General features: G+C 62.7%; 7 protein-coding genes and 1 tRNA gene. 6 read left to right on the top strand and 2 right to left on the bottom strand.

From position 1 onward, the window contains the following. Positions 1-17 precede the first annotated feature (17 nt). From HY247_03380 to HY247_03355, 6 genes are all read left to right on the top strand, one after another. A complete protein-coding gene (locus tag HY247_03380; GenBank protein ID QQG49538.1) occupies positions 18-998 on the top strand; it encodes an RNA-guided pseudouridylation complex pseudouridine synthase subunit Cbf5 in 981 nt (326 codons plus the stop codon). Between the two features lie 35 nt (positions 999-1,033). Continuing rightward, positions 1,034-1,146, top strand: a tRNA-Ser gene (locus HY247_03375). A gap of 85 nt (positions 1,147-1,231) precedes the next feature. Next, entirely contained in the window at positions 1,232-1,900 is a 669-nt protein-coding gene (locus tag HY247_03370) for a rhomboid family intramembrane serine protease (GenBank protein ID QQG49362.1), read from the top strand. Between the two features lie 275 nt (positions 1,901-2,175). Next, positions 2,176-8,850: a hypothetical protein gene (locus tag HY247_03365; GenBank protein QQG49361.1), complete on the top strand. Its 6,675-nt coding sequence runs from the start codon at positions 2,176-2,178 to the stop codon at positions 8,848-8,850. 55 nt (positions 8,851-8,905) lie between these two features. Further along, positions 8,906-10,375, top strand: a complete 1,470-nt coding sequence (guaB, locus tag HY247_03360; GenBank protein ID QQG49360.1) for an IMP dehydrogenase — start codon at positions 8,906-8,908, stop codon at positions 10,373-10,375. 10 nt (positions 10,376-10,385) lie between these two features. Continuing rightward, the gene (locus HY247_03355; protein ID QQG49359.1) at positions 10,386-11,591 is read left to right on the top strand and encodes an adenylosuccinate synthetase; all 1,206 of its coding nucleotides are present in this window, start codon (positions 10,386-10,388) and stop codon (positions 11,589-11,591) included. On the opposite strand, the gene HY247_03350 is transcribed toward HY247_03355, so the two are convergent. Then, the gene (locus HY247_03350; GenBank protein ID QQG49358.1) at positions 11,592-12,611 is read right to left on the bottom strand and encodes a deoxyhypusine synthase; all 1,020 of its coding nucleotides are present in this window, start codon (positions 12,609-12,611) and stop codon (positions 11,592-11,594) included. It lies immediately after the preceding gene. A gap of 33 nt (positions 12,612-12,644) precedes the next feature. Further along, positions 12,645-14,468 carry a glutamine--fructose-6-phosphate transaminase (isomerizing) gene (gene glmS / locus HY247_03345; protein QQG49357.1) on the bottom strand — a complete coding sequence of 608 codons (1,824 nt, stop codon included), beginning with the start codon at positions 14,466-14,468 and terminating at the stop codon, positions 12,645-12,647. Between the last annotated feature and the right edge of the window lie 85 nt (positions 14,469-14,553).

The following is a 14,553-nucleotide window of genomic DNA, read 5'->3' as shown; positions in this document are numbered from 1 at the left end:
CTTTGATCCAGGGGAACATGCTCGTCCTCGACGAAGAGCCGAGCGACCCCACCCACGGGTTCGCGCCTTCTGAGCGCCCGGTCAAGGAGCTCCTGGACTACGGCCTGATACCCCTCGACAAGCCGAGGGGCCCCACCAGCCACGAAGTCGTCGCCTGGGTCAGGCGCCTCCTCGGAGTCGAGAAGGCAGGGCACAGCGGCACCCTCGACCCCGGGGTCTCGGGCCTTCTCCCCATCGGACTCGGCCAGTCGACCAAAGCCCTGAGCCTGCTGCTCCTCTTCCCAAAGGAGTACAGGGGCGCCCTCCGCATCCACTCGTCAGTCCCGAAGAAGCAGCTCGAATCAGTAGTGGCCGAGTTCACGGGCGAGATCTTTCAGAGGCCGCCCCAGCGCTCCTCGGTCAGCAGGCAGGTCAGGACCAGGACGGTCTACGAACTGGAGCTGACAGAGTCCCACGGCAACCTGCACATGTTCAGGTGCCTGTGCCAGTCTGGGACCTACATCAGGAAGCTGGTCTACGACATGGGAGAGGTCCTCGGGGTCGGTGCCACCATGGTCGAGCTGAGGCGGACAAAGGTCGGGCCGCTGGAAGAAGGCGCAGGGTTCGTTACGCTTCATCAGCTCAACGACGCGGCCTTCCGGCTGAAGATGGGCGACGAGGCCCCCCTGAGGCGGCTGGTCAAGCCCGTGGAGAGCTCGCTTGGGACGACGAAGAGAATGGTCGTAAGAGACTCTGCGGTCGACGCGGTCTGCCACGGGGCAAGAGTGGGGATCCCGGGGATCCTCTCCGTCTCCAAGGGCGTCTCGAAGGACGACCCTCTCGCGATTATGTCGCCGAAGATGGAGCTGGTCGCCGTGGGGAAGGCGCTCCTCACGACGGACGAGATCGCTTCGATGAAGAGGGGCCTTGCCTCGACCACGGAGAGGGTTGTCATGCGCAGAGGCACCTATCCGAAGGGCTGGAAGAAGCAGCCTCCAGTCAAGGCCCCCAGAGCTTAGCGAGGTTTTAAGCGCCCGTCATCCGGGTTAGGAACGCCGAGGTCGCCTAACCTGGTAGGGCGCAGAATAGCGCGCAAGCCTGGAAAATCATCGGCCGGCGAGCCTGTCTCGAGAAATCGGGTTGTGGGTTCAAATCCCACCCTCGGCGCCTTGACATGAGACCGCGAAAGGAGTAATACCATCCACTAAGCCCTCCGTCGTGAGGCTCCAATCCACTGCTTCCACTCTACGACATGAACAGGCCGGGCACGCGGCCTTGGATCAACTGGGGGCTCATAGGGCTCAACCTGATCATCTTCGTCGCTGAGCTGGTCCTCACAGGGAATTTCTCCGCCGAGCCGACCTACTATCTTTTCATCAATTTCGGGGTCGTCCCCTACTTCATCCTCCAGGCCTTCAGAGGGGTCGGGATACTGAGCCTTGCGACCCTTGTCACCTCCCAGTTCCTCCACGCCGGATTCTGGCACGTGGCCGGAAACATGCTGTTCCTGTTCGTCTTCGGCGACAACGTGGAGGACCGGTTCGGCCATGTGAAGTACCTGGCCTTCTACTTGGCAGCGGGGGTGATCGGGGGCCTGGCCCAGGTGTACATCTCGGCGGCGACAGGGCCTCCGGACATCTACATCCCCGGCGTCGGGGCCTCGGGTGCGATCTCCGGGGCGCTGGCCGCCTACCTCGTGTTCTACCCGAAGGCCCAGGTCATCTCTCTCCTGGGGTACTTCATCGCCCCCGTCCGGGCTTACTGGTTCATCGGCGGCTGGTTCCTCCTGCAGTTGCTATTGTCCTCCGGAGGCGTGGACACCGGGGTAGCCTATGCAGCCCACATAGGCGGGTTCGTCTCTGGCCTCGCGATAGCGGGGGCAGTGCGCCTTCTGCGCGGCAGGCTTGAGCCCGAGAACTAGGGGACGGCAAGACCATAGAGAAGTGGCGGGTTATCCAGGTAAATTCGAAAATAAATCCAATCGAGTTGACCCAAACGTAGGAGAACTTAACAAGGGTGCCCAAATGTGCACAATCGTAATTGCGTGTAACCATGCGTGGTGAGAGAGCCAGCGTAAGTTCTGCAAGTTCTCGTTCGATCAGGCCGAGGGCAGGTACCTTCGTCCTAGCCTTGCTCCTGCTTGGCCTTGCTCTCGCTCTTGTTTCGCCTCCGCCAGCTGGAGCAACCTCAGCCTTTGTGCAGCAAAAGGCTGGCGCGAGCTCCACTTCGTCGACCCCCACATGCGCCTACACCATCAACCCGGTTCAGAACAACCTGTTGGTAGTCTCCTTCTCTTACTATCCGACCAGCGTGACTGTCACTTCGGTCACTGACACCCTGGGCAACTCCTTCGCCCAGGACAAGACTGCGACCACGAGCGGGGCCACGACCAACTTCGTGGGCTACATCTACTCGGCCCAGCAGACCCACGCTTCCGGGGCCGACACAATCACGATCACTCTCAGTTCCGCGCCCACAGTGGCATGGTTCACCTGCCTGGAGTTCAGCGGCGCCTCAGACGTCTTGAGAACCAGTTCCTCGGGGACAGGCACAGTCACCTCAGGAACAATCTCTTCCTCCGTGACTTCCTTCACACCGTCCTCCGGAGACCTTGTCTACGTCTACTCCGCCTATCAGACCTGCGGCTCCAGCCAGTCGATCACGCCCAGCGCCTCCTACACAGCAGGGACCGCGAAGGGCACGGACTTCTCCACTGGCTCCACCTGCAGGAACGCTACTGTGCGTAACCAGAACGAATACGACGAATACTCTGCCAACACTGCCCTGGGAAGCAACACCGCGGCCCTCTCGATCGGGTCACAGACCAACGACAACACCGGGACGAGGGGATGGCTTGAGCTCGCGGTCGTCTACAAGTTCCAGGTGACCCAGCCGTCCGCGTGCACCATGGACAACTCAGCGGCGCAGGTTACGCTCGCCCTCTCAGGCGGAAGCCCGACTCCCAAGACCCTCTTGTGCGACGGAGCCTCCCACAACATCCTGCTCGCCCCCTCCACCTCCCTCACTGCGACCGAGCCTTCTGACGCCACCAACACTAGGGACAGGTTCTCCGGGGGAGCCACCACTGCAAGCGTGACCTCCTGCACGACCGGCACGTGTTCTCCTTCGTGGTCCTTCACGAATTATGCACAGCTTCGGAACTCCTATTCCTCGACCTCCAATGCCCAGTCGACCTTCGACTCCGGTCTCGGCTCGATAACCGTGCAGGGCACAGTCGCAGGGAGCGCGGGCACGAGCCTCGGAAGCATGACGATCACTGGTGGATCATCTTCTTCGACCCTGTCCAACGTCTGGTCCGACTACAACCGCGCCGTCTCCAACTTTCCCTCCACTCTGAGCGGCGCTCCGGCGAACTCCCAGTGGCTCAGGTCGGGCACCTGCTCCTTCTCAGACACAACGGGCGGGAACACCGACGTCTGCAACTACTACAAGCAGTGGACCAACACCTTCAGCTTGTCGGCCACTGCCCAGTCGACCTTCGATTCAGGACTCTCGAGCGTCGCGATATCTGGAACCTCACTAGGCTCGTCAGCGACCGTCTGCACGGTCACCCCCACGAGCGGCCACTCGTCCGACACCTGCAGCGGCTACGTAGACAACTCCAACGCCCCGTCAGTCTCCACCACGATAAGCACCCCGCCGGCGAACTCACAATGGAAGTGCTCTACGTGCAACTTCGGGTCGATCACCTCAGGCGGCACGACGAAGACCGTGAGCTATTACAAGCAGTGGTCCACGACCTGGTCCGCGGCCGCCAACGCGCAGTCAACGTTTGACTCCGGCCTCTCCTCCCTCACGGTGACGGGCACCTCCCTGGGGACCTCAGCGAACATCTGTTCGATCGTTCCCATCAGCGGTCACTCTTCCGACACTTGTTCAGGGTACATCGACAACTCCCAATCGGGCTCATTCCCTGGCACGATTGGAGGGTCCCCGGCCAACTCCCGATGGGCGTGTTCTACCTGTTCCACCTCAGCGGTGTCTTCGGGCGGGACCACGGTGGCCGTGAACTACTACAAACAGTGGACCGAGACTTGGCAAGCCACCGCGAAGGCGCAGTCGACGTTGGACAATGGGCTGAGTTCCCTTGTGAAGGGCCGAGTCTTCGGCTCGGCGGGTGCTACGATTTGCACCCTGAGCACTTCAGGGACCCCCGCGACCACTTCCTGTACTGGATACATCGACAACGCACAGTCGGCTACCTTCGATTCGACGATGGCAGGAGCACCGTCCAACTCGCAGTGGATCTGCGGGTCCTGCACCACCTCCTCTCAGACATCCGGGAACAACTTGGTCAACGTCAACTACTACAAGCAGTGGTCCAACTCCTTCCAGCTCACTGCTCGAGCGCAGACCTCTTTCGACTCTGGGCTCTCTGCCTTCTCTTTCACCGGAACCTCCCTTGGGGTCAGCTCTGCGACCGTCTGCACCGCAGCAGTAACGTCAGGGCAGTCGACTGCCTCCTGCTCGGGCTACTCGGACACCGGGCAGCCCGCGAGCATCGCGGCCACGATCGGCGGCTCTCCTTCCAATTCCAGGTGGATCAACTCGGCGGGCGGGAGCTCTTCTACCTCATCGATTTCGGCGGGCGGGAGTACGTACAACACCGACTTCTACAAACAGTATTCCAACACCTTCCAGGCGACCGCGAGGGCCCAGACGACCTTCGACTCGGGCCTCTCCACTTTGATAACCGGGAACCAGCTGGGGTCGACCTCCACCGTCTGCGCTATCTCTCCCTCCGGCGGCCAGGCCACGGGCTCCTGTTCCGCCTACACGGACGCCTCCGGGTCGATAGCGTTCTCGGCCACGATGAGCGGGGCTGGCTCGGACGTGCGATGGGTGTGCGCGTCCTGCCCGACGCCTTCGGTCACCTCTGGAGGCTCGACGGTGAACGGGGACTACTACAAGCAGCTCTCCAATACCTACCAGGTATCCGCGAGGGCGCAAGCCTCCTTCGACACCGGGATGTCCTGGGCGGTGACGGGCGTTTCCCTAGGGGCCTCGGGCACAGTCTGCACCGTTGCCTCGGCCGCCTCCTCATCAGCCTCCTGCACCGGGTACTCTGATTACAACACAGGCGTGTCCGTCGCCCAGGCCGCTTCCGGGGCGCCGTCGGGCTCCCGTTGGCAGTCTTCAGTCGCATGCTCATTCACCCAGACCAGCGGAGGCAACACAAACAACTGCGACTCGTACAAACAATGGAGCACCACATGGACAGCCTCTGCGGCGGCCCTTGCCTACTTTGACAAGACAGACATGAGTGCGACCGTGACCGGGAGCAGCTTCGGCTCTACTACGTCGCTCTGTTCCATCTCGACAGTCTCAGGCGACGCCTCGGATGGGTGTTCAGCCTACGTCGACCACGCCGGAGCAGGGTCCTTCAGCATCGTCCTCTCCTCTCCGCCCTCGGATGAGAGATGGATGTGCTCTCCGTGCACGACTGACTCAGTCACCTCGAGTGGCTCGCAGTCAGTGAGCTACTACGCCCAGCTGAGCCAGACCTTCGAGGCGACCCCGGGCGCACAACCTCTCTTCGATCCCGGCCTCGGGCCTCTCTTGGTCTCCGGCATGTACCTTGGTGCCGGGTCGACCTTGTGCAGCATCGCTGTAGTTTCGGGCTCCACTTCTGCTTCTTGCCAGGCCTATGCGGATTATGGAAGCATCCCTAGCAGTCCTCAGACCATCGCGGGCGCCTCCTCCAATGCACGGTGGGCCTGCGGGGCCGCAGGCACGTGTTCGTACGCTCAAGTGACGTCTGCCGGCGCGACTTCGTCCCTCGTTTACTTCCACCAGTACTCTCAGACTTTCTCCTACTCGGTGTCCGACGGCGGGTCTCCCGGAGCTCCCGACGCGTCGGGCCTTCGGTTCGGCTCCTCCTACTCGCAGTCCGTGACCGGCAGTCCCACCTCCACTTGGTTCGACGCTTCGGGGAGCATATCGGTAACCAACCCCCTGCAGGGCTCAGGGTCCACTGAGAGGTGGGAGGCAGACCTTCCGGCCGTCCCAGCGTCGTCCTCCGCTACCTACTCCTTCGAATTCTTCCACCAGTACGTCCTCCAGACCTCCTACTCCACCTCAGATTCGAGCACTCCGACCACCGCTCCGTCTCTCTCCTACACTTCCATGGGGGCCGGGGTCTCAAGATCTCTTTCCGCGGGGTCGATGGAGACATGGCTCGATTCGGGCACCGACTGGACAGTCTCGAGTCCGATCACAGCCCCGTCGCTCACCGAAAGGTGGTCTTCCGCCCAGACCCTCTCGGGCACCTCCTCCGGGTACTCTACCCTCGCGGTTGCCTTCACCCACCAGTACGCTCTCTCAATCTCGGTTCCCGCACTCGTCGGCATCTCCCACCTCGGCGCCGTCTCAGGGGGTTCATCGTGCTCGACCTCAGGATCTACTGAGACGTGCTGGGTTCAGGCGGGCGGCAGCGCCGGCATAGAAGTAGACAGCGTGGTGACTTCAGGGGCTACCAGGTACGTCTTCTCCTCTTGGTCGGGCGCTTCCACATCCTCTTCTCCCTCCACAACAGTCTTGGTGGACTCTGCGAAGTCCGCCTCAGCCTCCTTCACGACCCAGTTCAAAGTCATGCTTCGACAGTCAGGGTCAGCAGAGCAGCCGGTCGTGGACTACTCCGCAGGCAGCCCCTCCTCTGGCCAGACTCCGATCTCCTTCTGGGCCGACCAGGGGTCGACGCTCACCTTCGCTTTTCCTTTGACGGTACAAGGAACGACGGGGGTCAGGTATGCGCTGACTTCGACCGACCGCTCTTCTGGGCTGTCTGTGACCAGCGCTACGAACGTCTCCGCGTCGTACAGGACGCAGTACTACCTCAACGTCACAACTTCCTTCAGCGAAGCGAGCGGCGGAGGCTGGTTCGACTCCGGATCCTCCTCCACCTTCGGGACCGCTGCCACCATCGAGTACCCATCCTCGGGGACCAGGCACCTCCTTGAAGGCTGGGAAGGCTCAGGGACCGGCTCCTACACCGGCACTGACCTTTCTCACCAGGTCACGCTCTCCGGCCCAATCTCGCAGTCCGCGACCTGGTCGACCCAGTATCTAGTTGCGTACGCGGCTACGGGCTGCGCGGTGGACCTCTCGGTCCCACAGTCGGAGTGGGTCTACTCCGGTGACAACTCGACCCTACTATTCACTTCCACGTCGGACGATGGCGCAGGGACCAGGTGTACCTTCGTGGCCGACGACCGGCCGAGCCCCGTGGAGGCCCCCATCACAGTCAACGGAACTTACGACACTTCTTTCTTCCTGACAGTCTCCTCAGACCACGGAAGTCCGAGCGGAGAGGGTTGGTACGAAAGCGGGTCCGCCGCCGACTTCGGCGCGACTTCGCCCGAGTATCAGAGCTCCACGACCCGCTACTCCCTCGTCGTCTGGACGAGCTTCTCCGAGGGAGGCTTCAACGGGACCTCCCTCTCCTCCTCGCTTGAGATGACCGGGCCCATCTCCGAGTCGGCCGCGTGGGTCCAACAGAACTACGTCACCTACTCGACGACAGGCTGCCCGTTCCCGGTCAGCACCCCCGGGCCCGAGTGGGTTGACGAGAACTCTTCCGCGACCGGCGGCTTCCCGACGAGCGCGGCGAACGGCGCCGGGGTCACCTGCAGGTTCATCGGGGACGACCGTCCCTCCCTTGTATCACAGCCCACCAACGTCACTGCCACTTACGCTACAGAGGGCTGCGTCTCGACGTGCTTCCTCGTGGAATACCAGGCAGCCGGTTGCGCCTTCAGCGCTTCCCTCCCAGAGTCCGAGTGGGTCCAGTCCGGCGATGCGCCTACTGGCACTTACCCGACCGCAGTCTCTAACGGCCAAGGAGGCAGGTGCGCCTTCTCGGCCGACGACAGGCCCTCCGAAGTCACAGAGAACGCGACAGTCACGGCCACTTATCGCCAGCAGTACTACCTCGGAATCACGACCTCACACGGGAGCGCAGTCGGGAACGGATGGTACGACTCAGGGTCCCGCGCTTCTTTCGCGCTCCAGACGTCAATCGTGGTCACCGGATCCGGCACCAGGTACCTCTTCCTCGGGTGGACCAGCTACTCTGCCGGTGGGTACAACGGCTCCCTCGCATCCGGCGCTGCCACTCTAGGAGGACCTGTCCAGCAGACCGCCCTCTGGTCCAAGCAGTTCCTCCTGACCGTAAGGTCCGACCCCAGCTGGGTCACCAGCAGGCCCCTGCTCCAGGGCTCCCCCGGATGGTACAACGCCGGGAGCACCCTCTCCCTGACCGCCAAGAGGGGTCCGTTCGTGTCGCCGACCAGTGACCGAGCCTACTTCACCAGCTGGACCTCCAACGGTTGGAACTCGACGAGCCGCTTCGTTTCGGTGACCCTCAGCGGGCCCGTCACGTTGACTGCGCACTACTCCATCCCCCAGACGATTCGCTTCTCCCTATCAGGGCCTACAAGGCTCGCCCCTGGCCAAGTGGGCTCCTACGCGGCGAGCTATTCATTCGCCGCACGCACCGTCCTTGACCAAGTGCACGTCCGCGGCTCGGTCATGAAGGCGTCGGCCGGTTCGAACTTCAGGATCTCCTGCGACGGCACGACCGTCTGGTCGGGCGATGCCCTGCCGAAGATGCGGATGACCGTCTCTGCCTGTGGCGGCTCCCTCACGTTCAGCAGGTCATGGTTCGACCTGTCCCTGGGCCACGTAGACTCCGGAGCCTCGCACACAATCTCCCTGTCCTTTGACTGGTCCTTCTCCAGCACAGGGACCTTCCGCCTCCTCGGCGGAGTCACGGCCTCCTCGGCCAGCTACTTCGGCAAGACCTCGACAGCGGCGACGTCTCCGCTTGTCGTCAGGGTCGCCCTCTCGTAGAAGGTTCGCGGCGCCTCCACAAACGCTATAAGCCCAGAACTGAAGCTGACGTCAAGTGAAGGGTCCCGAAGCGGCCTTCAGGGTCGCCCTCACTTTCGACGACGTCCTCCTCTCACCCAAGCACTCCTCGGTCACCTCCCGGAGAGACGCTGACACGAGAACCCTCTTCTCTCGCAACATTCCGCTCTCCGTCCCGATCGTAAGCGCCAACATGGACACTGTCACCGAGTCCTCGATGGCAATCTCGCTTGCCTGCCTCGGGGGCATCGGGGTCATCCACAGGTTCCTCAGCGTCTCCGAACAGGTCTCAGAGGTCACCAAGGTGAAGCGCTCGGAGAGCGTGGTCATCGAGGACCCGATGACCTTGGGGCCTGAGGCGACGGTCGGCGACGCCTCAGAGGCGATACGCGGCGCGAACGTCGGCGGCCTCGTTGTGGTCGACGGGAAGAAACGAGTCTTGGGCCTGGTGACAAGGCGAGACATCATCCTAGAGGACAACATGCGGAGGCCTGTGAAGGAAGTCATGACGCCGTTCAGGGACCTGGTCACTGCACCTCGGGGCGTCAGCCTTGAGAGGGCCAAGAGCCTCCTCAGGGACCACAAGGTGGAGAAGCTTCCCCTGATCGGACGCGACCGACGCCTGGCGGGGCTCATCACTTCGAGAGACATCCTCAAGAGAAAACAGTTCCCCCACGCGACCAAGGACTCCAGGGGGCGCCTGAGGGTCGCCGCAGCGATCGGGGTTCGGGGGGACCACATGGAGAGGGCAGGGCGCCTCGTCGACGCGGGGACGGATGCCTTGGTCGTGGACGTAGCCCACGGGCACTCCACGCTCGCGATCGAGACCCTGAGGGAGGTCAAGCGCGCGTTCCCCTCGGTCGACGTGGTCGCAGGAAACGTAGCAACGTCCAGAGGCTCGGCAGACCTGATCAAGGCGGGCGCCGACGCAGTCAAGGTGGGGGTCGGCTCGGGCAGCATCTGCATCACAAGGATAGTGACCGGCTCGGGCGTCCCTCAGCTCACGGCGGTCCTCGACAGCGCGAGGCCCGCCAGGGACGCTGGGGTACCCGTCATCGCGGACGGGGGGATCAGGAACCCAGGGGACGTCACGAAGGCCCTCGCAGCCGGTGCCTCTACCGTGATGATTGGGAGCCTCTTCGCCGGGACAGAAGAGAGCCCAGGACCAACGATCCTCAGGGACGGAGTGAGGTACAAGCTGACCCGCGGAATGGCCTCCTTGGCCGCGAGCGTGGGCCGCAAGGTGAGGGAGGGAGGAGAGCGGCTGGACGACGAGATGATAGAGGAAGTCATCGAGGAGAGCGTTCCTGAGGGAGTCGAGGGGCTCATCCCCTACAAGGGGAAGGTGGAGGAGGTCGTCAGGGAGCTCGTCGGGGGACTGAGGTCCGGCATGAGCTACTCAGGCGCGAGGAGCATCTCAGAACTTCAGAAGAAGGCCGAGTTCATCACAATCACGCCCGCTGGGGTAAAGGAGAGCCACCCTCACGACATCAAGAGGGTGATGTAGGGTCCCCAGCTTGGCAGTCGTGGGCCTCCAGTGGGGCGACGAGGGCAAGGGGAAGGTCGTCGACTACCTCTCGGAGGGGTTCGAGGCGGTCGCGAGGTACAACGGGGGCAGCAACGCGGGGCACACAATCGTCCTCGACGGACAGGCGTACAAGTTTCACCTCATTCCCTCGGGCGCGCTCAGGTCAAAGCGGCTGCTGATCGGCGCCGGAGTGGCTCTCGACACCGTGGTCCTCGCCGAGGAGCTTCACTTGCTTTCGCAGAGGGGCTTCAAGCCGGACCTCGTCGTGGACCCTCGCTGCTCCCTCGTGACCCCGATGGAGAAGGAATTCGACTCCTTCCTGGAGGGGCTGAGGGCCGGCCAGCCCCTCGGGACAACAAAGATGGGCCTGGGCCCCGCCTACGCGATGAGGGCGCTCAGGCTCACGCCCCGGGCCGTGGACCTCTTCTCAGACTCCTTCGAGGCTTCTCACCTGACGACTTTCTACGAGCGCCTTGGCATCTCTACCAAGGGCTTCGGACCTTGGCTCGAGTCCTCGAGGGAGCTCCTCCGGCCGCTTCTGGGGGACGTTGCTGGGGAGGTTGCCAGTGCAGGGAGGGACAAGGGGGTCCTCTTCGAAGGGGCCCACGGTGCGATGCTGGACCTCCTTTACGGGACGTACCCTTTCGTGACAAGCTCCTCGACCCTCGCGACCTACGCGCCCGTCGGCACTGGGGTCGGGGCCGCCCCTCCAGGCTCGGTCGGGGTTGTAAAGTGCTACACCACTCGGGTCGGAGAAGGCCCGTTCCCGACCGAATTCAGGGGAGCACTCGCCGATAGTATCAGGGAGAAGGGGAAGGAGTACGGCGTGACCACCGGGAGGCCCCGCCGGATCGGGTGGCTCGACCTCGTCGCCGTAAAGTACGCAGCCAGGCTCAGCGGAGTCACCAGCATAGCCCTGACGAAGGTCGACGTCCTCGCCGGGCTCGGCGAGCTCGAAGCCTGCACGGCCTACAGGTCGGGCGGCAAGGAATCCTCGGACTTTTTCGACTTCCTCGCCTCCGTCGATGACGCCGAGCCTGTCTACAAGACGCTGGAGCCGATTGGCGAGGGCGACTTCAAAGACCCATCGCGAGGGCCACTTAGGGCCCTCCTGGACTTGATCCGCGAGGAGGCAGGAGTGAAGGTCTCTCTCCTCTCTTACGGCGAGGACCGCTCAGCGACCCTGAACCTGTGACTATTCCTTGAAGACCCAGCGCAGGTCGGGCGGGTAGCTCCTCTTCACGACCTTTTCGTTGATCGCGTGGGCCACGAGAGGCAGTGCCAGGGTTATGTCCGCGTAGAGCGTCGCCTTCTTGGCTTCAGAGGAGATCTTCCCCCAGGAGATAGCCTCTTCGAGGGTGCAGCCTGAGAGGCCTCCCCACTGGGGAGAGTCCGCAGTGATCTGAATAGCGTACTCGTGCGGAGTCTCCTCCTCCCCGCCCTTCGCCAGCGACTTGATTATCGTGGCCAGCTGGATGGTGTCCTTCGGGACCCCTCCCCCAAGGTAGACGACTCCGGTCCTCTTTGTCCTCTCTGCGATCTGCGCCAGCTCCTCCATGTCCTTGGTCTGGTCCAGCCTGATCAGCTTCCCCTTCTGCCTCTTGAGCAGGCTCAGGGCAACGCCGTACCCGCTGTCGATCAGGCCAGGCGAATAGATCGGGACGTTGTTCTCATACGCCGCCGCCACTATGCTGTCGATTCCTCTCTTCGAAAGATACTCCCCGAACTGGTGAAGGAACTCCCTGGTGGAGTAGGTCTTCTTGGGGTCCAAGGTCGAGGCGAACTTGTAGATCGTCTCCTCGAGCTTCCGGTACTGTAGCTCGTCCGCGTACACGTCGTAGAACCGGTCCACCTTGAGCCTAAGGAGCTTCTCGTCGTCGGCGAGCCAAGTCCCCTGATAGTAGTGGTAGCCGAGGGCCTCCAGAATGTCTTCAGAGATGTTCGCTCCGGTGCTGACCAGGACGTCGACGTACCTCTTCTCGATGAGCCACCGGATGATCTTCCACTGACCCGTGGTGCTGAGCGACCCGGTCAGTCCAAGGAATATCGTCAGGTCCCTCTGGCGGGCCATCTCGGCCCAGATCTTTGCGACCTCGCCGAGCTTCTTGCCCTGGAAGCCCGTCTGCGACATCTGGTCCAGCAATGCGGACAGGCTCTTCCTTCCGACCTGGATAGTCGAGACTGGTTTCGAGAGGACTTTCTTCTTTGACGTCACGCCCGCAGGTCCTCCAGGTTCCGCTTAATTGCTTTACTTGACAGTGACAGACTTCGCGAGGTTCCGGGGGTAGTCGGGGTCGTTCCTCCGCGCGACCGCGAAGTGATACGCCAAGAGTTGGAGGGGTATCGCTTCCACGACTGGCATGTACTTCGGCTGGACTTTGGGAACCTTGAGGAAATGGGCGTAGACCTGGTCCCTCTCGTCAGAGACCCCGATTACCTCCGCTCCGCGAGCCTTGAGCTCCTCGGCGCTCGAGAGCGAGTCTGCATGCGTGTCTCCTGACGGGTTGATGACCACTACCGGGGTCCCTTTCTCTATGAGCGCGAGGGTACCGTGCTTGAGCTCGCTCGCAGGCATCCCCTCCGCATGGATGTACGAGAGCTCCTTGAGCTTCAGCGCCCCCTCCATCGCGACGGGGCTCTCGTAGCCCCTGGCGACGAAGTAAAAGTCGGGCCTCTCCGAGTAGAGCTTCACGAGCTTCAGTACCTCCTTCTCGGTGCCCAGCGCCACTTTGACCGCCTCCGAGAGCTCGTGGATACCGTTGGGGCGCTTCTTGCCCAGGACCGCATCCACCACTAAGCTCGCGACCACCACCTGGGCGGTGAAGCTCTTGGTCGCCGCGACCCCGACCTCGGGCCCGCAGTTGAGGAGCAGGACCACGTCGCTCTCCCTGGCGAGGGTCGAGCCGGCCGCGTTCACGATCGACAGGACGCGGGCCCCGCTCTTCCGTGCCACCTTGACCGCCTCCATCACGTCCGCCGTCTCACCGCTCTGGGAGAGTACAACTACCACCGACCCCTTGGTGAGGAACCCCGCGTGCTCCTTGAGCTCCCCGGCCACGACTACGTCGCACCTGATCCCTGCTTCCTTGTTGAGCCTGAACTTCATCAGAAGGCCCGCGTGATAGCTCGTCCCCGACGCGGTGATGAAGAGTGACTTCGCCCTCCTGATGGCAGAAGCGAACTGCTCGACCTTCCCCTGCTCCTGGACCGAAGCCGCCACTACGGTCTGAGGTTGTTCGTTGATCTCCTTGAGAGTGTAGTGAGCGTACTCCGTCTTCGACAGGTCCGAGAGCTCCCAGGCGACCTGCGTCGGCTTGCGCCTGACCTCCTTGCCCTTCGGCCCGATGATCTTGGCGCCGTCCTTCGTCAGCTCGACGACCTCGTGGTTGTCGAGGAAGATGGTCCTGTCGGTGTGCTCTATGAACGCAAGAACGTCGCTCGCGAGGAACATCTTCCCGTCCCCCACCCCGACGATGAGCGGCGCGTCCTTCCTTGCGCCGATGATCACGTCCGGCCTGTCCTGGAAGAGCACCGCAATCGCGTACTGTCCCTTCAGCTTCTTCGTGGCCGCCAGGGTCGCCTTGAGCGGGTCTTTGACTCGCTGGTACTCTGACTCGATCAGGTGCGAGATTACCTCCGTGTCAGTCTCGCTCTTGAACCTGTGGCCCCCTCGCGTCAGGGCCTTCTTGAGCGGCCGATAGTTCTCGATTATGCCGTTGTGGATTACAGCGACCGCCTCCCTGCAAGAGGCATGAGGGTGCGCGTTCTTGTCGCTGACGCCCCCGTGCGTGGCCCACCTGGTGTGTGCTATCCCGATTGAGCCCTTTAGGCCGGAGAGGGCGTGCTTTCCTTCGATCTCGTCGACGCGCCCGGCTCCCTTCCTTACCCTCAGCATCGAGCCGCTTATCGTGGCCATCCCTGCCGAGTCGTACCCGCGATACTCCACTCTCCGCAGACCGTCGAGGAGAAGCCCCGCGACCGGCTCGTCAGACACGCATCCGACTATTCCGCACATGCCCTTTCGCGAACCTCCTCTGTGTAATAACCCCAGCAAAAGGGATTCCTCGACCATGCATAGGCACCTGTGCATCTGGCGCGGTTGAAAGGTCCCGCTGTCCTCGAAACCATGCAAAACCGTTTATTAGTGGTCCGGCCCT

This window comes from archaeon, from assembly GCA_016432545.1.
In the GTDB taxonomy this organism is placed as follows: domain Archaea; phylum Thermoproteota; class Nitrososphaeria; order Nitrososphaerales; family Gagatemarchaeaceae; genus UBA183.
This window is presented reverse-complemented; position numbering and strand designations above follow the sequence as displayed.

Bases quoted from the DNA above. Each gene is read 5' to 3' on its own strand.
- HY247_03370 (QQG49362.1), top strand. From the start codon at position 1,232: ATGAACAGGCCGGGCACGCGGCCTTGGATCAACTGGGGGCTCATAGGG.
- HY247_03380 (QQG49538.1), top strand. From the start codon at position 18: ATGCTCGTCCTCGACGAAGAGCCGAGCGACCCCACCCACGGGTTCGCG.
- glmS (QQG49357.1), bottom strand. From the start codon at position 14,468: ATGGTCGAGGAATCCCTTTTGCTGGGGTTATTACACAGAGGAGGTTCG.